Source organism: Nostoc sp. FACHB-280 (genome assembly GCF_014697615.1).
Classification (GTDB): Bacteria; Cyanobacteriota; Cyanobacteriia; order Cyanobacteriales; family Nostocaceae; genus Nostoc_B.
In genome coordinates, this window is record NZ_JACJSD010000034.1 from 1 (window position 1) to 24,940 (window position 24,940).

The following is a 24,940-nucleotide window of genomic DNA, read 5'->3' on the forward strand; positions in this document are numbered from 1 at the left end:
TTTTGACAAATACTCAGCACTTTCTTGAACTTCTAGATTGAAAGGGCGTGCCATTGCTTCCTCATGAGTCTTTTTCTTCCATGTTCTTTATTCTACAGTTCTATGCACGCTCATTTAGACTTGGTATTAGCTGCTAAATTTGCTATCCATAAAAGTACATCATGTAAAGTTACTAACCATTGTTGTTCTAGGGTTAGTTGGTTCGATATGGTTTCACGTCCGGTTTCAGGAACCCTACTATGTCCTCCTCCATACATTGCTAAACGTGTTTGCCAATTTTGACTAGAACTATTATTTTGCTTGAGCAAAGCACCCCAATTTGTATTACTCAGATGATCAATGTGCGACCATTGTGATGGTTGATATTCATCTTGAATAAATTTGATGATTCCATCATAGAAAGCCTTGAGCAATTCGCAACGTTCAACCGTAATGTTGAGGCGTGTTGTAGTATTTCTAGCAGACATCCACGGCTCAATCCGAAATTGCACAAGTAAATCGCTCAAACTCTCAGCTATCAGCTCTACTTCACGACCTTCTTCATCTATGATCATTTTTGCGGGTAGTTGAAAATCTCGAATTTGCCCCAACCAAATGTACAATTCTTGATATGGATCGAATGTAGATGATGTCCAAATTTGAGTGCAAATATCATCAGTTTCTATACGGAGTAAAATCCATCCTCTGAGAACTTGATTATTCAAGGATTGGGTAAAAGTCACTCTCATTTTTACAACCAAGCTATTATCTTGGCATTTTCTGGTAATTTGGCGTTTTTCTGCCCAGCAACACGGGCTTGGATCACAAACACAGTCAGGGGAGTATTTAATAAATCTACGAGACTGACTTTACCTGCGATCGCCTTCACAGTATTTTTGGGTAATTCTTTGAACATCCAACGTCCTAATCGATGTCCATATTCTGCCAGCTTCAATTCTGGCATCAGTTCTATCCCATGTAATTCATGCAAATAGCGATTTGAACGTCCATAACGTCGCCACTGACTAGCCAGTTCTTTAAGTGTAGAACGATGGCGGTGCTGTACAGTTGCTTGGGGTGCAAACTCTAAACGCCCAAGATTTTGCCGCAAAATCCGCCAGCAGATATCTGCATCACCACCAGTAGTTAAATAAGGACGAAATAAGCCGGCTTTTTCTAAAGCGGTGCGGCGAATTGCTAAATTGGCAGTTTGTCCGTAAGCGCAAAAAGGGTGAGCTAATGTATGCTTTTGCGATAAGATATCCTGAAGTTCGGCGTATTGTTCTAATAAACTGTTACCAGGGAGTGCTGTAATTTCCCCAGCGACAATTACCACATCAGAATTTACAAATGGTTGAATGAGTGATTCTAGCCACTGGGGTTGGGGATGACAATCAGCATCGGTAAAAGCGATAATTTCGCCTGTTGCAGCACGAATTCCTGTATTCCTGGCAGCGTAGGAACTTTGAATTTGATTTTCGCTTAACGCACTAATTTTAATTGGAGAATTTACCGCCGCTTCTTGGAGTAAGTCTAAGGTGCGATCGCTACTGTTATTGTCTACCAACAAGTATTCTACTCGGTCTTGGGGGTAGGTTTGCGCCGACAAACAAGCAATCAACCCTGCTAAATCTGCTTCAGCATTATAAATAGGAACAACCACCGAAACCATTGGCAAAAATTTGGCGGCGGTGGTTGTATCAATTGACTGATGATTCATAAAAATTAGGGATTTTGGCAATCAGATTACTCATTATTATTCCCAATTCCCAAATTCTATGAAGGTTTCATCAGGTAGTTTTTTCACTCCAGCAATCTAGATTCACGAACCCTCATACATAAACCCACAACAAGAAAGAATTCAGAAGTCAGGAATTAGAATTCAGAATTGAGCTTTTGGTAAATGCTTAGAAGCCTTTATCCTACTTCACCTCATACTTTTATTCTGACTCCTGAATTCTTCAATCACTAGTACTTCAAGCTTTCAGCACTAGCACTCACAGGTGGAATGTTTTGAATCACAGAAGACTGAGCAAAACTGTTACTAGACAAAGCTGCGATCGCTCTTGCATACTGTGGATCGCTAGAAGTGCCGATTAAACCAGGGTTAGATGCTAACTGACGCTCTTGCGCTTCCGTTAAATCAATCTTGATATCGGGAGTAATACCCTTATGGTTAATATCAGTTCCCAGTGGGGTGTAGTAATGGGCAATAGTCACCGCTAAACCAGAACCATCAGATAGTTCATGTACTGATTGGACTAAAGCCTTACCAAAGGTTTGACTACCAATAACTACTGCGCGTTTATTATCTTTGAGCGCCCCTGTCAAAATTTCGCTGGCACTAGCAGAATTACCATCTACTAAAATTGCCAAGGGGAGTTTTGTTAAAGCAGTGCGATTTGCTCTGGTTTGTTCGCTGCTACCTTGACGATCAACTGTGCGGACAATCGAACCATTATCCATCCACATCCGCGCAATCTCAATACTAGCTTGCAACAAACCACCAGGATTGCCACGCAAATCTAAGACAAAAGCATCAACTTTCTTACCATTTAAATCTCGAATGGCTCGACGCATTTGATCGGCGGCGTGACCACTGAACTCTCTTAAGCGAATATAACCTACACGGCGATTACCTTCTTGCTTGAGGTTATAACTAACTGTTGGTACTTCAATGGTTGCTCTTGTCAACTTCAAATCAAAAGCACCTTGTCCACTTCTTTCCAAACGTAATGTGATGGGTGTACCTGCTTGACCACGAATTAGTTTAGAAGCATCATCCACCTTCAGCTTCAAAGTGGGTTTGCCATCAATTGCTAATATCTCATCCCCAGCTTTAATCCCTGCTTTCAACGCTGGCGAATTCTCTATGGCTTCGACAACCGTCAGCCGTTGAGTTTTTTCGTTCACTTCCATCCGAATACCAATACCAGAGACTTCCCCAGAAGTTTGACTGGTGAGAGCTTCATACTGTTTAGGGTCCATGAATCTTGTATATGGATCGCCCAATTTTTGTAAAGCTTCGCGGATAGCGGTGTAAGCTTCTTGTTTAGAAGCGTAATCTTTACTTAATAAGCTCTGCCTAGTTGCTTGCCAATCTTGTTGATTAAAATTACCATCAACATACTCACGATTTACCAGTTGCCACACTTGGTCAACTAAGGCTTTGGGGCTATCTTGTAGGGCGGCACGAACGCAGCGAGTCCAAGCAGGGCCGAATACGGACACGGTAGCGGTTGTGGCGATCGCTCCACCAATCATAGCTAGTTGGAGGGGCGAGTAACGTTTCGCAGATTGGTTCATGTATATTAACTGGAATGGTTGTTTTGTTGAAAGTTTAGCAATCAGACTTTTCAGAGATTTTTAAGTTTTTATAATCTATTTTCAGTTAAGCTTTCTTCATCATTTTCCCCTTGGAATTATCTTGATAATTTTGCCTTATTTACCGTTAGTGTCATCGCCATACTTCTGCTAAATAACTTAGCAGTCTTATCTCGCCCTATACAACTATTGTGACACTTTTAACCGTGTCATATTTACACCCTATATTAATTTTATAAGATAGCATTTTGTTGGCTGGGCTGCTGGCATTTTGGATATTATTTAACTCAGCTTTTTTTAGCTATCACATGAGACATAAATTTACTCGTATTTCATCATTTTTTTACCAGAGAAAAATACGACAATGGTTGCAATTGTTACAAAAAATATTACGTAGTTTATGCTTAATTTTGGGCTGCTGGCTAATTTTCATAACTATAACCTTAGTTCCGGCATCCTCCAAGCCAGTGGATGCTTTTTTTGTCCTTGGTGGTAGTATTCGCCGTGAAATCTATGTTGCCCAACAAGCCAAACAAAATCCCAAAATTCCAATTTTAATTTCTCGCGGTTCTCTCGACCCTTGTATAAAGCTGATTTTTCAAAGGGAGGCAGCAGATTTACAAAACGTGTGGTTAGAAAACTGCGCCAATTCTACCTTTGATAACTTCTATTACGGAATTCCGATTCTCAAACGCTGGAAAGTACATAAAGTTAAGTTAATTAGCTCACCAAGTCACTTTCCTAGAGCTAAATGGATGGCACAGATTCTTTTAGGGGCGCATGGTATTTGGGTAGAACCAGAAGTAGTCAAAGAAAAAGGTCGACCAGCAAATCAGGAATATTGGTGGAAAACTGGAGTTGACATCACACGCAGTTTATTTTGGGCTGTGATCAGTCAATTTGTTCAACCACAATGCTCATCTGTAACTGAACTAACACAAGTAGATATGCAGCTTTGGCAACGCCAAAATTTTGCCTGTGAACGACAAGGCGATTTGGGTGGGAGAGGGCGAGGCGGTGTTGGGGAAGAGAGGAGGGACAAGGGAGACAGGGAGGACAAGGTAGACAAGGGAAGGAATGGCCTTTGACTCAGCAAGTTGGTGCAACAGGAGTTAGGCATAAAGATAGTCTATGAAGAATGGGTGTGAGGGTGTAAGGGTTGTGGAAACCTACACTCTTACCCCCTGCCTTCTTCCTTGACTATCGTCCTAACAAATTGGGAATACCTTCACAACCGCCGGGAATGCTTGCTCTAGTTGCTTCTCCACCCCAAGCACAGCAGTAGTAACGGTTAGTTTCAGACATTCTTTGGGCGTTGGTGAAGTCGGCATTTTCAATGACAGCGCCTGTGTGTTCACCAGTTTCGTAGTTGGGTGGTTCTGTGCGGCTACGGGGTGAGGCTTTTTCTAAGGAGCCATAAAATAGCCGCACTCCATTGAGGTCTGCGCCCCTAAGATTGGCATCATATAAAATGGTGCGTGAGAGATTGGCTTTTACCAAGTCGCAATCACTCAGGTTGACACGGACTAAATTCGCTTCACTTAAGTCAGTCCAGCGTAAATCGGTTGCGGAAAGGTCTGCGGCGGCTAACATTACACCTAAGTCAATTACACGCACACCTTCTAGGCGGTCTTCTTCATAACCACCCATACCATTGAGAATGGCTCGACCTAAGCGCCGATCGCGTTTTAAGGGTGTGAGCAACTTAGAACGGGATAAAAAGCGGAGAATTTTGGCTTTACCACTACCATCAACACTACTAAAAATGGCGGCTGTGCGACCTTCTGCGATCGCTCTTTCTTGCGGCCAGTCTTCTAGTAAGCCTTCTTCATCTAACACCAAGTCAGAAACGCCCTGGAAATAAGAATCAATTGTCTGCTGTTGAGTAATGATATTTTGTTGAACTGTCAGCAAATTTTGTTGAATGGTCAGGTCTTTGGAAATTACATACTGTCGCCACGCTACATAAACAGCAATGATGGCGATTAAAATTTGCCCCAACGCCCCAAACCATTCTGCTAATGTGCCAGAAGCTTCCCAGTTGATTTTTCGCCCTAACATCAATAAGCGATCGCCTGTACCAGAAAATTTGATCAAGCCGACCAATGCGGCGATTAATCCTAAAAAACCCACAAACAAGGTTCTGTCTTCTGGTGTAAACCATTCTTTGAGGACATATTGCAACCAAGGCAAAAGCATCGCTAGAGATAATACCAAAGTCGCCAAAGTTCCCAAAATTCCGATTATCCAGTTATTGATGATTACTCCTAGCAAAGTCATAGCGATCGCTGCTACTGTGACAATTAACGCCCTGGGTTTAACTGTAAATTGCGGGGTAGAGCGTTGCTGCACCTGAGAACGGGCTTGCTGCATAACGGCGGTATTTTGCGATGATTGCAAAGATGAAATCGCCGCTAAAGCTTGTTGTGCCGTCAGTGCTTCTGGATTGACATGATTATCAATCAAGCCATGATCGAAATCATTTGGCTCTTCTTCGGGTAAATTTTCTGGGGTTTGGGGTTTGGGTGAGTTAGATTCAATGGACATGCTTTCTATTCTGCCCCAGTAGACTCTGTTCAACAGCTGTTTTATGTTAACTGCTAACTGGTAGAATTCGGCACAGGGCGATCGCTAGTATAACCACTACAATTTATTAAATCGGTGCAATCCCCTGCCAAATTGCCTCTATCAAACCCTGTACAAATGAAAACTCTAATTTTGGTTGCTGTTTTAAATCAAAGGCGTGAACAGCTTCAGTTTGGCAGCTATTTGGCGAGAACTGTATTTGCTCTGCAAGGACATAGTTCATCAAAGTTCCTACTAAAACATGAGCAATTATTTTGGCATTAACCGGACGCAATCTACTGAGACTAATTTCTTGTTCTAGAAAATCAGTTAGCACTTTCACATCTTGTACTGGCCCTTGTTCTTTGATCATGCAATTTTCTGGAATAGCATTGCCACGAGAACGCAACATCATAAACCTGGGCATGACTTCACTGTAAAATTCCAGAATCGCAAAACAGACTTGAATCAGATTTTCCTTGATATCCCCCTTACCGCATAAGTTTTCCAATTCTTTCATCCACACAGCTTTTTCGGGAAGTCCCATCGCTGCCAAAAACAATTCTTCCTTTGTAGAAAAACGTTTGAAAATTAAAGCCTCAGAAATACCAGCCAGTTGAGCAATTTCGATTGTGGAACCACCAAAACCTTGCTGAAGGAAAATTTCACGGGCAGCTTCTAAAATTTGCTGATTAGTAATTTTAGGTTTACGAGCCATAAATTAGTAACTACACACTGATGAATTTATGCTTGGTTCATGCGGATGTCAATACTGGGGAGATAGGAGGCAGAGACTAGGGGCTAGAGGCTAGGGACTAGGTAATTCTCAGCACTCAGCGAGAAGTTGCGTGCGCGGGTTCCCCGCGTTGAGTAAACTTCGGTGACTCAGCACTTTCTACTCAATTAAGCTAAGGTGATGAATACAGCCATTGCTAACGACTGTAAACTTGGCCTGTCAGCTAAAGTAGAGATCGTTTAAGCTAACTGACAGATTATTCGATTTGTGGTAAGAGGCGGTAGTGTGCCTAAACACGTTGGTTTGATTTCATTTCTGGTTGCCTGTAGTTTGTTGAGTTTACCCCAAGTGGCTCATGCACAGGCACTCGTTCCCCATACCCTGCAACTAGATCCAGCAAAACTGGAGAAGCAAGGGTTGGCTTTAGCTCAAGAAGCAGCGCAACTCGCTCAGTTTCAGCAGATTGATTTAGCTTTACCACGGGCGCGGTTGGCCAGCCAACTGGCTCCCAAAAATGATAAAGTTTGGTTTTTGTTGGGTGGTTTGCATTTACAAAATCGGGAATTTGAGCAGGCACTTGCGGCTTTGAAAAAAGCACAATCGCTCAACCCCAAAAATGCCGATGTTTTTTTTGCGATAGGGTCGGCTAATTTTCAACAGAAAAAGTATGATGCGGCAATTGCTAATTATCAAGCAGGTTTAAAACTCAAACCCAATGACCCAGAAGCTTTGTTTGATTTAGGTAATGCCTACTATATGCAGGGCAAATTACCAGAGGCGATCGCCCAATATAATCAAGCCGTTGCCCAAAATAAAAAATTCTGGGCAGCCATTAATAACATTGGCTTAATTCAATACGAACAGGGTAATACTGATGCCGCCATTAAGCAATGGCAAACGGCTGTATCTATCGATAAGCAAGCGGCTGAACCTTTATTAGCTTTAGCAGTTGCACTATATACTAAAGGCGATCGTCAACAAAGTTTGACATTGGGAGAAAATGCTTTACGTATCGATCAGCGTTATGCTGATTTAGATTTTTTGAAAGAAAATCTTTGGGGTGAACGTTTACTAACTGATACTAAGAAATTTTTAGAACTGCCTCGCATTCAAGCAGCTCTACAGCAACAGCCAACGCAGTAATGAGTGCTGAGTGCTGAGTAAGAAGACCGCTACGCGGTTTAAGGCATTTACCAAATATGATGGTTCTGATGATTAATCTCGATTCTTACTCAGCACTTAGCACTTTTTTCTCACTAGTACTTGCGGAAAACAGTATCTTATAGTACATCTATACTAAACAGCGTGAAAATATTCGCCCAAAAACAAAATAATTTCGGGCGAATATTCTTCACAGAGTTTAGTTAATTCCTAGCGGTCATGAATGGGGAAGCAGTGCCATGATTTGCTCAACAAATTGTTGGTGGTCAACAACAGGCTTAGAGATGTAACCGTCAGCGCCGCTTTGCTTGAGGAAGTTCTCGCGATCGCCTTCCATCGCGTGTGCAGTCACTAAAATTATCGGTAAGTTGGCTGTTTGTGGATCAGCCTTTAACATTTGGGTAATTTTGATGCCATCAACAGACTTACCTTGGTAGACACTTCTAGACAAAGAAACATCCATTAAAATTAAGTCCGCTTCCTTAGACTGAGCTATTTGGATTACTTCTTCGACATTTTCGGTATGTTTTACATCTAGTCCACCACGCTTAGTCAAAATTTTGGAAAAAACACGAGCATTAATTAGATCGTCCTCAACAATTAAAACTGTTTTCATGAGAATTTTATTAATAGAGGTTAAGGGAAGAATGCACTGAGCAGCAAAGTTGTCTAGCTCTTTTTTAATCACTAATGTATGTTCCCGTCATCAAGGATAATACTATTGCCGTTTATCCTGCGACTAACAAGATTGTGTTAGGAATGTCTTTCCATCCGTTATGCTGTGTTTGCTGCATTGTTCAGTTATAGAGATTTTTGTGTAGTTAACTTTCAGGGAAAAAACTCATGGCAAAACAGTTAAACCTTCTCTCAACGGGACAGGTAATTACAACAGCCTTGCACACCGAGATGCAAAGGTCTTACCTAGAATATGCCATGAGTGTGATTGTTGGGCGAGCTTTGCCAGATGTCCGCGATGGCTTAAAGCCTGTACATCGGCGCATTTTATATGCCATGCACGAACTAGGCTTAACACCAGATAGACCATATCGTAAATGTGCGCGTGTAGTGGGTGATGTACTAGGTAAATACCACCCCCACGGTGATCAAGCAGTTTATGATGCTTTGGTGAGGTTGGTACAAGATTTTTCCAGCCGTTATCCTTTACTAGCAGGACATGGCAATTTTGGCAGCGTGGATAATGACCCACCCGCCGCTATGCGTTACACCGAAACTCGTTTAGCACCCATTAGCCATGAGGGGATGCTGACAGAAATCGGTGAAGAAACTGTTGAATTTATCGGCAACTTTGATAATTCCCAGCAAGAACCCACAGTATTACCTGCACAGTTACCCTTTTTGTTACTCAATGGTTGTGCGGGAATTGCTGTGGGTATGGCCACGAATATTCCGCCGCACAATTTGGGGGAAATTGTGGATGGCTTAATTGCTTTAATCGACCAGCCAGATTTATCGGATGAAAAGTTATTAGAGTTAATTCCAGGGCCAGACTTTCCTACTGGTGGGGAAATTGTGGGTGATGCAGGAATTAGAGAAGCATACACCACAGGTAAAGGTGGAATTGTGCTGCGGGGAGTTGCCCAAATTGAAGAAGTTGCTGGCGGGAAGGGAACCAAACGCCGGACAGCCATTGTAATTACGGAATTGCCTTACCAAGTGAATAAGGCGGGCTGGATTGAAAAGGTCGCAGAGTTAGTTAACCAAAGTCGTTTACAGGGAATTTCTGATATTCGTGATGAAAGCGATCGCGAAGGAATGCGGGTAGTAATTGAACTCAAACGCGACACAAATCCCCAAGAAGTATTGCAACATTTGTATCATCAAACTGCTTTACAAACTAATTTTGGGGCAATTCTACTGGCAATTGTCGAAGGACAACCCCGGCAATTAAGCCTACGTCAATTGTTACAAGAGTTTCTCAATTTCCGAGAAGCAACCCTCAACCGTCGCTATAGTTACGAATTAGGTAAAGCTGAAAGTCGCTTGCATATAGTTGAGGGTTTACTCAAAGCCTTATCTCAAGTCGATGAAGTGATTAGTATTTTGCGCCAAGCTGCTGACGGTAGTACAGCCAAAATGAATTTGAGTAGCCAGTTAAATTTAAGTGAGACACAAGCAGATGCAATTTTAGCTATGCCTTTGCGTCGTCTCACTAGTTTAGAACAACAGAACTTGCAGCAGGAATTTGAGCAACTCACTTCACAAATTGCCTTATTGCAAAACTTACTTAGCGATCGCCGGGAATTGTTAAAGTCTTTGAAAAAAGATTTGCGATCGCTCAAGCGCAAGTATGGTGATTCGCGACGTACTAAGTTAGCCCCCAGCGTAGCCGAAGAATTGCCCAAAAGCAAAACAGCAGAAGGTTCTAGAAGTCGCAAAACCGAAGAAATTGAAGAAATTTCCACCGCCGAACAGCCTGCGGAAGAAGCAATTCTGGAGTTTACCCACCGGGGTTATGTGCGTCGCCTAGCAACCACAGGGAAAAAATCAAAAGTAGAAAACGGTCTTCCTGATAATGATTTCCTCATCCAAACTGAATTAACCGATACAAACCAAGATTTACTCATTCTGACCAGTGGTGGCAAAGTGTATCCTGTGCGAGTCGGCGAAATTCCCTTAACTACTGGCCGTTCTCCACGGGGAACGCCGTTGATTACCACACTCACCACTACAGCTCAAGGCAGTCAAGAACCTGTTGTCAGCCGCTTTTTATTACCAGCAGATTTCGACTCTAAGCAAATGATTCTCCTCACAAAACAAGGCAGAATCAAGCGGTTATCTTTGGCAGAATTTACCAACCTGACTCGTCGCGGAATTACAATTGTCAAACTCAAAGACGATGATGAATTGTTATTTACTCAATTCACCACTACAGGAGAGCATTTAATTTTAGCTAGTTCCGGTGGGCGGTTATTGCGGTTTGCAGTCAATGACGAACAGTTAACAGTTATGGGTAGAACCGCGATGGGTTTACAAGCTTTTCGATTGTTGCGAAATCAGCAGATGGTTGGCTGTGCAACTGTGGGTAAAGATGACCAATTGCTGTTAGTGACTCAACAAGGATACGCCAAGCGGATGCCCGCAAGTCAATTAAGAGCCGCAAACCGTGGCGATTTAGGTACACAAGCACTGAAGTTTGCGAGTAAAACCGACAACTTAGCCAGTATGGTGAAGGCAACTACCCCAGAAGTTGCACTAATCACAAATAAAGAGCGTGTAGTCCGGCTAACTGTAGATACAGTCCCGATTTTGACTAGAGACACAACTGGTGAAAGCATTCTGCAACTCAATCGAGATGAGAAAATTATTGCTGTCGTTGATGTGCGCTCTCATCTGACTCAGTCTTGATTTGCCAGAATTCATAATTCCGAACAAGAGTATGTAGCAAAATTTTGATTGCGTAACTTTTATCAAATTTATAGATAAATGATCAACCGGAAGAGAGATTTTTCCGGTTATTTGTTTTGTTAACCAATACATAATCTGCCCTATACCTTCATTGTTTATCAGAGCAAACAGTTGTTTGTCTCTACACAATTTATTGGTATGAAAATAGTTCGCTGCGATCGCACTCTCATAAATATCAACAAATGTTGCGTTTCTTAAAAAAGTTGTTATATTAGTTTACATAAGGCAATAAATCTTGAGTAAATCCAGTTTGGAGTTTTAACAATGACTAATACAACCACAAAAATCACCGCCCCTGTAGTGGAAGATCGCAATGCTTGGCGTTGGGGTTTTACTCCACAAGCAGAAATTTGGAACGGTCGTTTAGCAATGATTGGCTTTTTGGCTGCTGCATTGATTGAATTATTTTCTGGTCAAGGCTTCCTGCATTTCTGGGGCATTCTTTAAGTTTTAAGTAACGTAACTCACTTTTCTGAGAATATGAAAAATAAAAACCTGGTAGCGTTGAATAACTACCAGGTTGTTTATTTTCGTTATTTGTCCTTAGTTAATAGTCATTTGTCAACAACTTATGACTATTAATTGTTGAATCTCCAAATTTTAGATTTTAAATTTTGGACTTTTGATCATTAGTTCAGACCCCTTTTTTGGAGTTGCAGTAAATCTAAAATCCAAAATCTAAAATTGGTTGACTACCGAATATATTCTTTCAGGACGCTATTACGGTTGGGGTGGCGTAATTTGCGGAGGGCTTTGGCTTCAATTTGACGAATACGTTCGCGGGTAACGTTGAAAATTTGGCCAATTTCTTCCAGGGTTTTCATCCGTCCATCATCCAAGCCGTAACGGAGTCTGAGAACATCGCGTTCACGGGGGCTGAGGCTATCCAGAACTTTTTCTAAATCTTCACGCAACAAATTCTTAGAAACTTGATCTTCTGGGGTTTCACCATCAGATTCAATAAAATCACCCAAGCGAGAATCTTCTTCTTTACCAATGGGGGTTTCTAAGGAAATTGGTAGTTGTGCAGATTTAGCAATAAACCGCAGTTTCTCGATGGTCATTTCCATCCGAGTCGCAATTTCTTCTTCTGTGGGTTTGCGACCCATTTCTTGAGAAAGTAGCTTGGTGGTTTTCTTAATCCGGGATATGGTTTCGTAAAGGTGAACCGGTAGGCGGATAGTACGAGATTGATCTGCGATCGCTCTGGTGATGGCCTGACGAATCCACCATGTAGCGTAGGTGGAGAATTTGTAACCTTTTTCGTGGTCGAATTTTTCCGCAGCCCGAATCAAACCAAGGCTACCTTCTTGAATTAAGTCTTGGAATGATAAACCACGATTCATGTATTTCTTGGCAATAGAAACCACCAACCGGAGGTTCGACTGCACCATTTTATCTTTTGCTCTCCGGCCAATGTGCAGGCGATAACGAAAAGCTGGCAACGGCAATTGTACTGCTTCTGCCCATTCACTATCACGAGGATCGCGATCTAACTGTTCTGAAAGTCTTTCTCTGACTCTTTCTAATTCCAGTAAATCTGCGATTTTCCGTGCTAATTCAATTTCTTCATCAGCCCGCAATAAACGAATTCGCCCAATTTCTTGCAAGTAAAGACGAATAGAATCTTCGGTGTAATGCTTTTTCTTGCTTTGTGTGCGACGACGCGATTTAGCGGCTTTTCCAGACTTTGCGTCGTCCTCATCAGACTGAGGCTCTAAAAATTCATCCATGTCGCCGTCATCAACGAGAAGCAAGTCTTCCTCTTCTTCAATTAAGAGGTCTTCTAACTCCTCAAAATCAGGCTGATTTATTATTTCTAGGTCAGGCTGATAATTGCTTTCGAGTACGTTGTTAGCCTGGTTCATGCCGCGTTCCTCATGCTCCTTGCAGAATCAATTACTTCAATTACTCAAGATGTATTTAGCACTCTTTTGATGAGGGCTATTTAACAACCGAAAAATCGGGTTTTAGGCTGTTTTCCCTGAAAGCTTTTCGGTAGTTTTACTCCATTTTGGAGGAGTTTTTTATTGAAGTGTGAAAAGTCGCATTGACTGCTGACTTACTCACTTTATTAACAGTCGCGTGTTGCTGTCGCACACAACTTTTAACTTGTTTGTTTAAAACAGGGCTTGTCTTTGTCTTGATCAAAAATTCACCACTTCATATAAACAATTATGATTGCTGGCATATTTTCTTACAAAGACTGTTCCGATTGTAGCCTGTTTCACAAAAATTGCACTCTTTTTGTGTGTTAATCATGAAGTCATTAAGTAAGTTAAAGCCACTATTATCAAAAAGATATAAAAAAGGGTAGGTATTCCCTTAAATTTTCTTTAAACCTTTTTGGAATTACAGTGGACTTATCTTTACATTCAAAGGAAATTACTCTCACCTTCACACAATTTTAGGTATTAACTACAACATTAATTACCGAGAAACATTGTGCTTTATATTAACTTAGGCAAGAAGTCTTGAGAGGCATATTTTTACATTTCCTTTATAAATGACTCATCCCAAACAATTATGCAGTCAGTCCTGTTAGATAGAGCAGCTAGAAAGATGCTGCTAATATCAAGACACTAAACTTTGGTTGATGCCAGCTACCTTAACTGAGGAGTTGAGGTTAAGACAGATTCTGCCAGATGGCATTCAATAAAGTTTTAACTGAGTTGGTCTTATTCACACATTAGCGCACAGATGAGATTTCAACCCTATGAATCTTGACAAACTGCTCCTATTGTATACAAAGATATTTTAATCAATTTATAAAGAATTTGACAGTTGCTAATTTAGATATTTATCTGTTCATGGCAAAAGTTTATTAGATACAGACAAACTGGCTATGTTCGCTAAGACAACATCAAGATGTTTGGATATATATATTCCACAAATTTCTGCCGCTAGTAACTGGTGAGTTGAACATAAGTGAATTTAGCGCCTTGGTGGATAATCTAGTTCGTTAATTTTGCTCACGTACGCATATGTTAAATATACTACTGGTTTATGAAGAAAATAATGGCTTTGTGTAATCTTCAACATCCTTAGACACTTAACCAATTTTTTTGGTATACAAGATGAAGCTTCGCACCTCAAGGATAACAAATGCTTTTCTGGCTGGGATGAAATTTGAATACACAAATTCTTAATTAGAGATTTTTAATTTTGGCTAAATGTCAATGAAATTGACACTTAGGTATTAAACCCTCATTGTTCAATAGCTTGACAAAAAAAAGTTTTTATGCAGTTCTTGACAAAATGAAAACTAATAACCTTAGTAATTAATAATTATGTATTTTATCAAACAACTTTCAGAACCAGGAAATAATACTTATCAGAAATTTACGTAGAGACGGGAGATAGGGTGATATCTGGTTCGTAAAAGACTGGCAATTAAAGACCGCAGGGTTCAGGAGGCAGGAAGAGAAAGAGTTTGAGTCTTGTTTACCTTTCTTTACACAGGTTGGTTTTATTGCTCCGACTTACTTCATAGCCAGAATTTGATTAGACGTAAAAAAAGGTAACGAGCGATCGCCCATTACCTACCATTACTGCACATCAGGATAATTGATATTAGCTTGATATTATATATCAAGTTCTGCTAAATTGAGTTTAGAACCGTAAGTTTCGATAAACTCGCGTCGAGGTGCAACGCGATCGCCCATTAAAATGGTAAAAATGCGATCGGCTTCGGCTGCGTCTTCAATTTCCACTTGCTTGAGGGTGCGGGTTTCTGGGTTCATTGTGGTTGTCCAGAGTTGTTCGGGCATCATTTCACCCAAACCTTTGAAGCGTTGAATGGTATAGTTCGCATTAGCCGGGAACTTAGCAATGACTTCTTGCAGTTCTCTATCGCTATAGCAGTACTCGTGATTTTTGCCGCGTTCTACTTTATATAAAGGAGGACAAGCGATATATATGAAACCTTGCTCGATGAGCGATCGCTGATATCTGTAGAAGAATGTTAACAGTAATGTGCGGATGTGCGCCCCGTCTACGTCCGCGTCGGTCATGATGATAATGCGGTGGTAGCGCAGTTGGGTAGAGTCGAATTCTTCACCCTTTACCCCCAAACCCAACGCTGTGATTAGCGCCTGAATTTCGTTGTTTTTATAGATTTTAGAATCGTCAGTTTTTTCGATGTTCAGGATTTTACCACGCAGGGGAAGGATGGCTTGAGTGCGGCGATCGCGTCCTTGCTTGGCACTACCACCCGCAGAATCACCTTCTACAATATAAATTTCAGATTCGCCAGGATCACGAGAACTACAATCAGCTAATTTCCCTGGTAATGGCGAAGATTCTAAAACTGATTTGCGTCTGACTAATTCTCTGGCGTGACGTGCGGCTTCTGCGGCTTTAAAAGCCTGAATAGCTTTATCGAGGATAGAATCAGCAATGCTGGGGTGAAATTCCAAATACTCAGTTAATACTTCCCCGACGAGAGAATCAACAATTCCGCGTACTTCAGTATTACCGAGCTTGGTTTTGGTTTGTCCTTCAAATTCAGGATCAGGGACTTTTACAGATATTACTGCGGTTAAACCTTCACGGACGTGTTCACCACTGAGGTTCGGTTCATTTTCTTTGATTTTATTGCGTTTACGAGCGATCGCATTCAAGGTTCTCGTTAAGACTGCCTTTAAACCTTCTAAATGCGTCCCGCCATCAACTGTGCGGATATTATTGGCAAAACCTAGAACGTTATCTGTGTAAGCATCGGTACACCACTGCAACGCCACTTCGATTTGAACGTTACTACGTTCTCCCTGGACATAAATAATTTCTTCATGGAGTGGCTGCTTTTCCCGGTTCAGATAAGCGATATATTCTTTAATCCCACCCTTGTATTCATAAGTTTCGACCTTGGGTGTATCGCTTTTGAGAATTTCTAAACGATTGTCTGAAAAGGTAATTTTCACCCCAGCATTCAGATAAGCCAACTCTCGCAGACGGCCTGCTAGGGTGATGTAATCAAACTCAATACCAGTTGTAAAGATTTGAATATCGGGTTTGAAAGTTACAGAAGTCCCGGTTCTCGCTTCTTTATATGGCTTGGCTACCAATTCAGTTACCGGAATACCCCGTTCATAACGTTGGGTGTGAACCTTTTTATCCCGCCAAACTGTAACTTCGACAATTTCTGACAAAGCATTTACTACAGAAATCCCAACCCCGTGCAACCCTCCAGAAACTTTGTAGCCGCCACCGCCAAATTTACCGCCAGCGTGCAGCACTGTCATTACGGTTTCCAAAGCCGATTTCCCAGTCCGCGAATGAGTATCCGTAGGAATACCCCGACCGTCATCTGTTACAGTCACAGAACCATCCGCATTAATCTCTATCTCTATATGCGTGCAGTATCCTGCTAATGCTTCATCAACAGAGTTATCTACCACCTCATAAACTAAATGGTGGAGTCCTCGCGGCCCGGTAGAACCAATGTACATCCCCGGTCGTTTGCGGACGGCTTCCAGACCTTCCAGAACTTGAATCTGATCGGCACTGTAACTGCTCGTCATGAAAATTCTCCTGATGCGTGGGGTTGAAATCGCCAAAAGGCTGAAAAAGTAAAAACACACCAAAATTTTAACACAAAAGCCTTAGTGACGACTGTAGGGCATTTTTGTGAGAAGTTTATCTAGGGGATGTATCCCCATAAGTTTTCCCGATAGATAATCTAATTTTTTCCGAAATCACTTCTTTCAGCACTTATGGACACAGAGCATTTTTAAAGATGACTTTATAAAACCTCTATAAAAATACTTCTCTGAGAGGTTAACATGGTTCTCAACTATTGAGAATATAGTACAAATATACCATTATTGGGGAGCAAAGAACTATTGACTATTGACCAATGACAATTGACCATTAATCAATGACTAAATTAATTGTGATTTGTGGTGCAACTGCCACAGGTAAATCTGGTTTAGGTTTAACTTTAGCGCAAAGGTTGGGTTCTGTAATTCTCAGTGCAGACTCCCGTCAGGTTTACCGAGAGTTTAACATTGGCACAGCTAAACCAACGTTAGCAGAACAAAAATTAGTGCCACATTATTTAATAGATATCTGCGAGCCAACAGAAACAATGACGGTAGCAGATTATCAAGAGCAAGCACAGGCTTTGATTGCGTCTTCTGCTGTTGAACCAATTTTGTTAGTGGGTGGAACTGGTTTATATATCCGTTCAATAGTTCAAGGGATGAAAATACCAAGAGTTGCGCCTGATTATGAATTGCGATCGCAGTTAGAATCTCTCGGACAAAATCAACTTTATAGTATGTTGCGACAAGTTGACCCCGCCGCATCACAAAAAATTCATCCCAATGATCCCGTACGGACTTTACGCGCATTAGAAGTATTTTATATAACAGGGACTCCTATATCTGAACAGCAAGGTGAAAACCCGCCAAATTATCCGATTTTGCAGATCGGTTTAGATTGTGATGTGGAAAGATTAGACACACGCATTCACAAGCGGACTGAACAAATGATTGCTGATGGTTTAGTGGCTGAAGTGGAATATTTGTGTCAGAAATATGGTGAAGATTTATCTTTGTTAAACACTTTGGGATATCAAGAGATTAAGCAATATTTAGCGGGTAAGATTACTTTAAATGAAGCGAAAGAATTAACAGTTTTACATACAAGACAATTTGCCAAACGCCAGCGTACTTGGTTTAGAGCATATCCGCAAATTGAGTGGTTTAATGCAGATGATGTTGATTTAATAGAGAAGGTTTGGCTGCGTGTGAATGAGTTTATTAACTGAAATATTGCGCCTGGTAATCGTGTACTACTGCTACACTAAAGTTTACGAACCCCTCCAGGCGCAGAGAACACAGAGGAAGAGGAGCGATCGCCTGCTAAAATAAACATCTTATTGCTGTTGCAACCAAGCTACTAAATCAGCTTCATCAGAGAAATCTAGTAAAGCTTCTGCTAAATCCTCTAACTGAGTTAAAGATAATCCGCGCAGTTGTGCTTGTAATTCAGGAGTAATTGTACCAATGCGTCTTGTTAATTGACGCTGAATTACTTTCAATTCTCCTTGTTGCAGCCCTTGTTGAAGCCCTTGTTGTATCCCTTCCTCCATCCAACTGGTTACAATTTGCATAACTACCTCTTGTTGAGTTGGTTCAAATTGAGCAATTTCCGCCTGGAATATTTGATTTTCTTGGGCATTTAGCCGTAGGTAACTGTCAATAAAGCCTGAAATTAACTGCATCCGTGCTGGATCTAACTGCAATGTCGCTAATAGGCGCAGACACTCCGATTTTACTCTAGGACGGTCTTGTGGCGCTATGTTCATCTTCGCCATCAGCGCACTAGCCACAGGATTTTGCTGTTGTAGATACTCTCGCCAATTCAAGCGATTTAACTGAATCACATCATAGTTGAATTGCAAGACGACTTTATTGGGAAATGCAACTTGATGAAAATCTTGTTCGACTTTTTTGGGGCGATCGTAAGAAAATAAGGCAATGGGATAAACTGGCAAGCCGTATTTCTCGTACAATCTGGCAAAGTAGCGATACATCCGTAAATCAAATGCTTCTTGATAATAAGCTTGATGTTCGAGATGTATTAAGAAACAAGATTCCTGTCCTCTAAATTTTGCTTTGACTACTATGTCAGTTTCATATTTTTCGCCAGCCGTAACATCAGTAAATACTTCTTTATCAAGGAAGGTGATGCTGTCTCTTTCCAGGTAAGCAGTAATTTCTGGGAAGAATAACTCGATAAATTCCCAGAAGAAGGTGGTGAGTAGTTCTTTGAACAGGCGATCGTGGTCTATCATGATTAGATTTATATCATGTTACTGATGAGCGATCGCTCAATATTTGTGAAAATAGGAATGCGATCGCTTGTTGTCTTTTAGTGGATAATCCCATAAAAATTACTATTTCACGTTTGCATACCAAATTCTTCTGGGTCGATATCCCAATTCACCCAGCAAATTGCCTCCCTTGCTGATTTTATGTAAGGTGGAACTCGCAACACATAAATAAACCCAGTACTAGGGCAAGTCATTTTTAACAGATAAATTGCTTCAACATCCACAAAAGCATCTATTTTTAGTAGTACGTATTCATGCCAATAATCTAATTCAGTAGCTTGTAATTCTTGGCAGATTTTACTATATCCAATTCCTTGAATCAATACTCTCCTTAGTTCAGTATTTTTTTCTTCTAATAGCCATTTTGCTTGCCATTGATGAGGATGTAATTTTCCGTATCTTTCTGGTAGCGTAACACCATGATAAGAATAAAAACTATAGCTGTCAGCAAATCTAATTGCAGTTTCACCTTCAGCATGAAGACGGTTTTGAGAATCTAAATTTAAAACTATAGGGCGATTAACTACGAGTAAAATTTGATTGTAAGGAGGAATAATACAGCCAACTTCTTCAATCATAGACTGCATAATTTGCCATTTATTAAAATCATACTTACAGTTTAACACTGAGATACAATAGTCACATCTAGCTACACTTTGTACAAATATTCTCCATTGATACCAACCATAACCAATAGGAGATAATATTCTAAAGTGATGTAAATTCACCTTGAGTTTTATGCTGTGAATTCTAGATAATTGTCTTTCTGTTTGTTCTAAAATAGGATCATAGAATTCTCTGCTTAATTTACATTCTAAAGATTTGCTTATGTAGCAATTTATATTATTTAGCAGATATAATCTGAGTCTATCCAGTATATTTGTATCAATATTTAAGATTATTATTCGAGATAATTTATAGTATGTTATTGCAGATAAAACACAACCTAAAACAAATATTAATCCACTAAAGTAATCAGATTCAATTTGTAGTGAATAAAAACATACTAATACTGGAATAATAATAACAAATAAAGGAAAAAATAAATAGGTTACTTTCTTTTGCAAAGTGTATAAATTCTTTATATCTTCAAAAGCATTTAAGGGGCTACTGACAAACTTGATTTTAGGATTATTGATAATTCCACTATCAGCAAAAGCCTGCTTGATTATTTCGGTAGCTTTTTTAGTCTCAATTTGTTTATTTGACAATGCTATTTTTCGCCACTTATCACGATAAACGGGAATTAAGGCTTCTTGTTCTGGAGTCAGTGTTTCAATCATTATATGATTCTAAGTTTTACACACAAAAATTGTTAGCTGCGATCGCTCTACCAATATTATGGAAATATTCATTTGATAAAGCTCTGGGAAATTTAGCCATCATAAATACAGTTTGACGATTTCTACATATCCAGTAATCTTCTGAATAACCAAATTTACTCATAAGTGAGATTTTATATGTAGATAGCAAAATACTGATCGATTTACTAAGGTTAATTCTTGAGCAAGATTTGTTCTTAACTAATTTTTTAAGTGGTGAAACTCTCTGGTTAATTGAGTTTTGGTTTTACTTGCTCACTGCATAGCAATAACAATCTCGTGGTTCCTTGGCGATATTTGGATGAATGAACCACCGCCTTAATACACCTTCTCTGTGCATTCCAACTTTTTCCATTACTCGTACTGATGCCTCGTTTTCGACATCACAAAAAGCCCATACCCGATAGATATCATCCTGCCTTAATGCCCAATCAATGAGTGCCTGTACAGCTTCTGGCATATACCCTTTACCCCATTCTGACTTTGCAAGAACATATCCTAAGTCTGCTTTGTGCTTGTTCTGCCGAATTTCGATCATGCCAACTAGTTGAGTATCTCCTTTACGTATCAGTACATAAGGGAATTCAGAGCTATTAGTCCAAACCCAGATGCACCTATTGACAAAGTTAACTGTCTCTCCAATAGATTTGTGAGGTTGCCAACTTGTATACTTAGTCACATCTGTATCTTGTGCGTACTGCTCAAAGATTAATCTGGCATCATCAATAACTGGTTTCCTTAACAATAGTCGCTGAGTTTCTATAGTTTGCGGTGGTTTCATGACAAACAAAATAAAAAACTTGCCTCAGAAGCATCACACCTCCAAGGCAAGTCAATTTTCTAATTCTTGACTCTGTGCTCTCTGCGTCTTGGCGGTTCGTTTAAAGCTGCTTCACTTCCGAAACCAACTTCGCCACCATATCTTTCGCACTACCAAAAAGCATTGTGGTTTTATCTTTGTAGAACAACTCATTATCTACACCAGCAAAACCAGCACTCATCCCGCGCTTAATTACAATTGTTTGCTTTGCCCGATCTACTTCTAAAATTGGCATACCGTAAATAGGGCTATTAGCATCACTCCGCGCGGCTGGATTTACCACATCATTCGCGCCAATGACTAAAGCTACATCAGCTTGTTCAAATTGGGGATTGATATCATCCATATCGTACAACTGGGTGTAAGGCACATTCGCCTCTGCCAATAATACGTTCATGTGTCCGGGCATTCTTCCAGCTACAGGGTGAATGGCATACTTCACATCTACACCCATACGTTCTAATTGATCTGCCAATTCTCTTACACTATGTTGTGCTTGGGCAACTGCCATACCATAACCAGGAACAATGACGACGTTCCGGGCATAACCCAACATCATCGCACCTTCTTCGGGATCAATACTGCGGACGGTTTGATCTGTTGCACCAGCCGCCGCCGCACCAGCAGCACCACCACCTGAACCAAAAGCACTGAACAGCACGCTGAACAGAGAACGGTTCATGGCTTTACACATGATTTCCGTCAGGATGAGGCCAGAAGCTCCCACCAATGCGCCGGCGATGATTAACATATTGTTCATCACCACAAACCCCGCCGCCGATGCAGCGACACCCGATAAGGAGTTTAACAGCGAAATCACCACAGGCATATCGCCGCCACCAATGGGGATGACGAACATCACACCCAAGATTAAGGAAACAGTTGTAACTGCTAAGAATACGGGTAGGCTATCGGGTGTGACGATTAAATAGGCGCTACCTGCTATGTATAAACCAAGCAACAACAAGTTAAATGGTTGCTGGAAGGGAAATGTAATTGGTGAACCGCTAATTAAACCTTGTAATTTGGCGAAGGCGAGAAAACTGCCTGTGAAGGTAACACCACCAATTAACACATCCAACAACATAGAAATGTTGACATCTAAAGGGATTGGTTGGGAGTGTTCTAGTAAACGCCAAAATTCTGCCACAGCGACTAGGGCGGAAGCTGCACCGCCTAAGCCGTTGAGTAAACCCACCATTTGGGGCATTTCGGTCATTTGGACTTTGTAGGCTGCGATCGCACCAATGCCTGAACCAATCGCCAAGCCTAACAAAATCATTTCATAATTCAACACATGCTGATCCAGCATTGTCGCCACAATTGCCAGCAGCATCCCTACAGCCGCAATCACATTCCCATTCCGGGCTGTGGCTGGTGATCCCAGCTTTTTCAAACCAAAGATGAATAAGGATGCAGCGACTAAATACGTCAGCTGAATTCCAGTCGGTAAAAAGTCACTCACGCCTTAATCTCCTTTTTCTTGAACATTTGTAGCATTCTGTCGGTGACGAGAAAACCACCCACAACGTTGACTGTGGCGAGTACCACCGCAATTAAACCCAAAATTACCGAAACACTTGTTTCCTTAGCACCAGACGCTACTATCGCCCCCAGTACCGCAATGCCAGAAATCGCATTGGAACCAGACATTAAGGGCGTGTGTAGAGTTGGCGGAACTTTGTTAATGACTTCAAAGCCAATAAATGATGCCAACACAAAGACAAACAATGCCGCAAGTAACGCATCTGTCATGTTTAAAACTCCTTATATGAGGGGCTAGGGGCTAGGGGTTAGGAACTGTTTTCAAGCTATTTTTTTAGATCCCCCTAAATCCCCCTTAAAAAGGGGGACTTTGAGAAACTCTCCTTTTTAAGGGGGGTTGGGGGGATCGCAGAGTTTAAAAACACGATCTAGAGGCTAGATGTCGATGAGAAAACCAGTCCCTAGTCCCCAGCCTCTAGCCTCTAATTAACAGCAGGTTGTTGAGTATTGATAGTTTGCAGCGCATCCTTGACACGTTGATTGCGGATTTCGCCTGCGTGGGTAATGCAAGCCGCATCAATGATGTCGTCGGCAAAGTTAATCTGCAAAGCTTTTTCTTTGTTGATTAATAGTTGCAATAAAGATGTGAGGTTCTTGGAATACAGTTGGCTGGCGTGAACTGGCATAGATGAAGGGAGATTAATCGGCCCAATAATGGTTACGCCATTCCAGACAATATCTTTACCGGGATCGGTGCAGGCGCAGTTACCACCTTGTTCTGCGGCTAAATCGACGATGACTGAACCTGGTTTCATCTGTGCCACCATTTCCTCTGTAACTAACAGTGGCGCTTTTCTCCCAGGGACTTGGGCTGTAGTAATTACGACATCAGCGTTTTTGATATGTTCTGCTATAACTTCTTGAGTCCGTTGTTTGCTGGCTTCGGAGATTTCTTTGGCGTAACCACCTGCGGCTGTGGTTTCTTCGTCGAGTTTGACTTCCACAAATTTTGCGCCTAAGCTTTGGACTTCTTCTTTGACGGCGGGACGAATATCAAAGGCTTCCACAACAGCACCCAAACGTCTGGCGGTGGCGATCGCTTGTAATCCTGCGACACCTGCACCCATAATAAATACTTTAGCTGGGGCAATTGTACCTGCTGCTGTTGTCAGCATGGGGAAATATTTTGGTAAGGCGGCGGCGGCGATTAATACAGATTTGTAACCAGCAAGTGAAGCTTGGGAAGACAAAGCATCCATACTTTGCGCCCTGGTAGTTCTGGGGATCAATTCCATACTCAAGGCTGTAACTTTGCCCTTAGCTAACTGTTGAGCAACTACTGGATTTCCTAAAGGATTGAGAAAGCTAATTAAAACCGATCCTTCTCGCAATAAATCAATTTCTGAGCGGCCATCTTCTCGCTCTTGGGGGGGACTAACTTTTAATAAAACATCTGCTTGGTTCCACAATTGAGCAGTATCACTAATAATTTCTGCACCTGCGGCTTGATATGCAGCATCACTAAAAAATGAACGCTCGCCAGCACCTTTTTCTACCCATACTTCTAAACCTTGTTTGACAAGTCGTGCAACAGTTTCAGGATTTAATGCCACACGACGTTCGCAAACTTCTATTTCTTTAGCAACTGCTATTCTCATGAAATCTCCTAGAGATAAATACTCACATCTCTGCAAAACCTGTAAATACCCCAATTTTGGGATGACTTTTACTCACAGTGAAGCTGCAATTATTGCCAGCGATCGCTTGAATTTGTAGATTGAACCTTGAACTTTATCTTTCCTACTTTTAGTTCTCAGGCTAAAGCCAGATTTTGCCTTTATACAGGTCAAACTTGCCGATATTGACCTATATCTTACATATTGCTAATGCTATGTTGATTCCCAAGTTTACATCTTTAGTCTTTAGGTTATTTTCCAGATTGCAAAATTTTGCCTTAATTACATAGTGGAATCTACTTGAAATTTTTAAAGCTTAATAATTTGATTTATTTTTAAAGATTACTCTTTGATTGCTACTGACTTATTTTTATTAATCTAGCCCAATCTTCATAGCGATCGCTGATTTTATAGCTCAATTTTTATAACAAACCCCGCAAAAGTTATATACAGTTGTACATATTTAGCAACATCCACACATTTTCTAGTTCTGAGTACTGAGTTGAAAGTGTTGAGTAAAAATACTAATCATGAGGCTCTAGCCTCTCTAACTCCTCAGCTATGGCACTTTTTATTTTCCCTAATCGTCCATACTCAAGAATTCGG

General features: G+C 41.0%; 20 protein-coding genes. 5 read left to right on the forward strand and 15 right to left on the reverse strand.

Translation table 11 applies throughout. The features are described from left to right. Nucleotides 1–110: 110 nt before the first annotated feature. The 3 genes from H6G75_RS22130 to ctpB form a co-directional block, all read right to left on the reverse strand. Nucleotides 111–728 carry a hypothetical protein gene (locus H6G75_RS22130; RefSeq protein ID WP_190982142.1) on the reverse strand — a complete coding sequence of 206 codons (618 nt, stop codon included), beginning with the start codon at nt 726–728 and terminating at the stop codon, nt 111–113. 2 nt (nt 729–730) lie between these two features. Further along, nucleotides 731–1,699 (reverse strand): glycosyltransferase family 2 protein, encoded by a 969-nt coding sequence (locus H6G75_RS22135; protein ID WP_190982143.1) that lies wholly within the window; start codon nt 1,697–1,699, stop codon nt 731–733. Nucleotides 1,700–1,947: 248 nt separating this feature from the next. Further along, a complete protein-coding gene (gene ctpB, locus H6G75_RS22140) occupies nt 1,948–3,285 on the reverse strand; it encodes a carboxyl-terminal processing protease CtpB (protein WP_190982144.1) in 1,338 nt (445 codons plus the stop codon). A 326-nt stretch (nt 3,286–3,611) separates the two neighbouring features. Here ctpB and H6G75_RS22145 point away from each other — a divergent pair, with 326 nt between their 5' ends. Continuing rightward, nucleotides 3,612–4,391, forward strand: coding sequence for a YdcF family protein (locus tag H6G75_RS22145; protein ID WP_190982145.1), 780 nt, complete (start codon nt 3,612–3,614; stop codon nt 4,389–4,391). A gap of 112 nt (nt 4,392–4,503) precedes the next feature. Here H6G75_RS22145 and H6G75_RS22150 read toward each other — a convergent pair whose 3' ends face one another. Together H6G75_RS22150 and H6G75_RS22155 are read right to left on the reverse strand one after the other, a co-directional pair. Continuing rightward, nucleotides 4,504–5,850, reverse strand: a complete 1,347-nt coding sequence (locus H6G75_RS22150; protein WP_190982146.1) for a pentapeptide repeat-containing protein — start codon at nt 5,848–5,850, stop codon at nt 4,504–4,506. A gap of 106 nt (nt 5,851–5,956) precedes the next feature. Continuing rightward, entirely contained in the window at nt 5,957–6,586 is a 630-nt protein-coding gene (locus H6G75_RS22155) for a TetR/AcrR family transcriptional regulator (protein ID WP_190982147.1), read from the reverse strand. 303 nt (nt 6,587–6,889) lie between these two features. Here H6G75_RS22155 and H6G75_RS22160 point away from each other — a divergent pair, with 303 nt between their 5' ends. Continuing rightward, nucleotides 6,890–7,747, forward strand: a complete 858-nt coding sequence (locus H6G75_RS22160; protein ID WP_190982148.1) for a tetratricopeptide repeat protein — start codon at nt 6,890–6,892, stop codon at nt 7,745–7,747. Nucleotides 7,748–7,982: 235 nt separating this feature from the next. On the opposite strand, the gene H6G75_RS22165 is transcribed toward H6G75_RS22160, so the two are convergent. Then, on the reverse strand, nt 7,983–8,381 hold the full coding sequence (locus H6G75_RS22165) for a response regulator (RefSeq protein ID WP_190982149.1): 399 nt from the start codon (nt 8,379–8,381) through the stop codon (nt 7,983–7,985). Nucleotides 8,382–8,608: 227 nt separating this feature from the next. Here H6G75_RS22165 and gyrA point away from each other — a divergent pair, with 227 nt between their 5' ends. Both gyrA and H6G75_RS22175 read left to right on the forward strand, forming a co-directional pair. After that, nucleotides 8,609–11,131: a DNA gyrase subunit A gene (gyrA, locus tag H6G75_RS22170; protein ID WP_190982150.1), complete on the forward strand. Its 2,523-nt coding sequence runs from the start codon at nt 8,609–8,611 to the stop codon at nt 11,129–11,131. Nucleotides 11,132–11,455: 324 nt separating this feature from the next. Next, complete coding sequence (locus H6G75_RS22175) at nt 11,456–11,638, forward strand: chlorophyll a/b-binding protein (RefSeq protein WP_190969351.1); 183 nt, start codon at nt 11,456–11,458, stop codon at nt 11,636–11,638. A gap of 245 nt (nt 11,639–11,883) precedes the next feature. On the opposite strand, the gene rpoD is transcribed toward H6G75_RS22175, so the two are convergent. Both rpoD and gyrB read right to left on the reverse strand, forming a co-directional pair. Then, entirely contained in the window at nt 11,884–13,059 is a 1,176-nt protein-coding gene (gene rpoD / locus H6G75_RS22180; RefSeq protein ID WP_190982151.1) for an RNA polymerase sigma factor RpoD, read from the reverse strand. Nucleotides 13,060–14,775: 1,716 nt separating this feature from the next. Next, nucleotides 14,776–16,713, reverse strand: a complete 1,938-nt coding sequence (gene gyrB, locus H6G75_RS22185) for a DNA topoisomerase (ATP-hydrolyzing) subunit B (protein ID WP_190982152.1) — start codon at nt 16,711–16,713, stop codon at nt 14,776–14,778. A gap of 356 nt (nt 16,714–17,069) precedes the next feature. Between gyrB and miaA the strand changes: the two genes are divergently transcribed. Then, the gene (gene miaA, locus H6G75_RS22190; RefSeq protein WP_190982153.1) at nt 17,070–17,963 is read left to right on the forward strand and encodes a tRNA (adenosine(37)-N6)-dimethylallyltransferase MiaA; all 894 of its coding nucleotides are present in this window, start codon (nt 17,070–17,072) and stop codon (nt 17,961–17,963) included. A gap of 108 nt (nt 17,964–18,071) precedes the next feature. Here the strand turns inward: miaA and H6G75_RS22195 are convergent, their stop codons facing one another. The 7 genes from H6G75_RS22195 to H6G75_RS22225 all read right to left on the reverse strand — a co-directional run bounded on the left by H6G75_RS22195 (nt 18,072) and on the right by H6G75_RS22225 (nt 24,316). After that, nucleotides 18,072–18,992 (reverse strand): DUF4351 domain-containing protein, encoded by a 921-nt coding sequence (locus H6G75_RS22195; RefSeq protein ID WP_190982154.1) that lies wholly within the window; start codon nt 18,990–18,992, stop codon nt 18,072–18,074. Between the two features lie 107 nt (nt 18,993–19,099). After that, complete coding sequence (locus H6G75_RS33105) at nt 19,100–20,314, reverse strand: DUF6745 domain-containing protein (protein ID WP_190982155.1); 1,215 nt, start codon at nt 20,312–20,314, stop codon at nt 19,100–19,102. 16 nt (nt 20,315–20,330) lie between these two features. Then, the gene (locus tag H6G75_RS22205) at nt 20,331–20,477 is read right to left on the reverse strand and encodes a hypothetical protein (RefSeq protein WP_190982156.1); all 147 of its coding nucleotides are present in this window, start codon (nt 20,475–20,477) and stop codon (nt 20,331–20,333) included. A 123-nt stretch (nt 20,478–20,600) separates the two neighbouring features. Continuing rightward, nucleotides 20,601–21,134, reverse strand: coding sequence for a GNAT family N-acetyltransferase (locus tag H6G75_RS22210; RefSeq protein WP_190982157.1), 534 nt, complete (start codon nt 21,132–21,134; stop codon nt 20,601–20,603). Between the two features lie 100 nt (nt 21,135–21,234). Continuing rightward, on the reverse strand, nt 21,235–22,638 hold the full coding sequence (locus H6G75_RS22215; RefSeq protein WP_190982158.1) for an NAD(P)(+) transhydrogenase (Re/Si-specific) subunit beta: 1,404 nt from the start codon (nt 22,636–22,638) through the stop codon (nt 21,235–21,237). Then, nucleotides 22,635–22,928: an NAD(P) transhydrogenase subunit alpha gene (locus tag H6G75_RS22220; protein WP_190589243.1), complete on the reverse strand. Its 294-nt coding sequence runs from the start codon at nt 22,926–22,928 to the stop codon at nt 22,635–22,637. Before H6G75_RS22220 ends, H6G75_RS22215 begins: the two co-directional genes overlap by 4 nt. Nucleotides 22,929–23,140: 212 nt before the next feature. Further along, nucleotides 23,141–24,316 (reverse strand): Re/Si-specific NAD(P)(+) transhydrogenase subunit alpha, encoded by a 1,176-nt coding sequence (locus H6G75_RS22225; protein ID WP_190982159.1) that lies wholly within the window; start codon nt 24,314–24,316, stop codon nt 23,141–23,143. Nucleotides 24,317–24,940 lie beyond the last annotated feature (624 nt).